Source organism: Skermanella aerolata KACC 11604 (assembly GCF_000936425.1).
Lineage (GTDB): Bacteria > Pseudomonadota > Alphaproteobacteria > Azospirillales > Azospirillaceae > Skermanella > Skermanella aerolata.
Window position 1 is genome coordinate 1 of the sequence record NZ_AVFK01000247.1, and the last position, 331, is coordinate 331.

Consider the following 331-nt stretch of genomic DNA (forward strand, 5'->3'; position numbering starts at 1 on the left):
ATCAACCAGATGGTCACGATCCAGGGCCACTCGCTGGAGGATGGCGCCTTCAAGTCCGACTACATCCGCATCGGCGACGGCTGCACCATCGGCTGCAACGCCTTCGTCCACTACGGCATCGAAATGGAAGACAACGTGGCGCTCGGACCCGACAGCTTCCTGATGAAGGGCGAGCATCTGGCCGCCAACTCGACATGGCGCGGCAATCCCGCCAGAGAGATATGACCAGAGAGATATGAGGAGTATCCCATGTCCGCATCCTTCGAACTCCGGCCGGAATCGATGCCGCTCTGCGGCCCGGCCGACACCATCGAACTGGTCGGTTCCGCCC

At 61.6% G+C, this 331-nt stretch carries 1 protein-coding gene; it reads left to right on the plus strand.

The window, feature by feature from the left end; all coding sequences use genetic code 11:
• Positions 1-225: hypothetical protein (locus tag N826_RS44675; protein WP_044438149.1), on the plus strand; the 225-nt coding region annotated here is incomplete at its 5' end.
• Positions 226-331 lie beyond the last annotated feature (106 nt).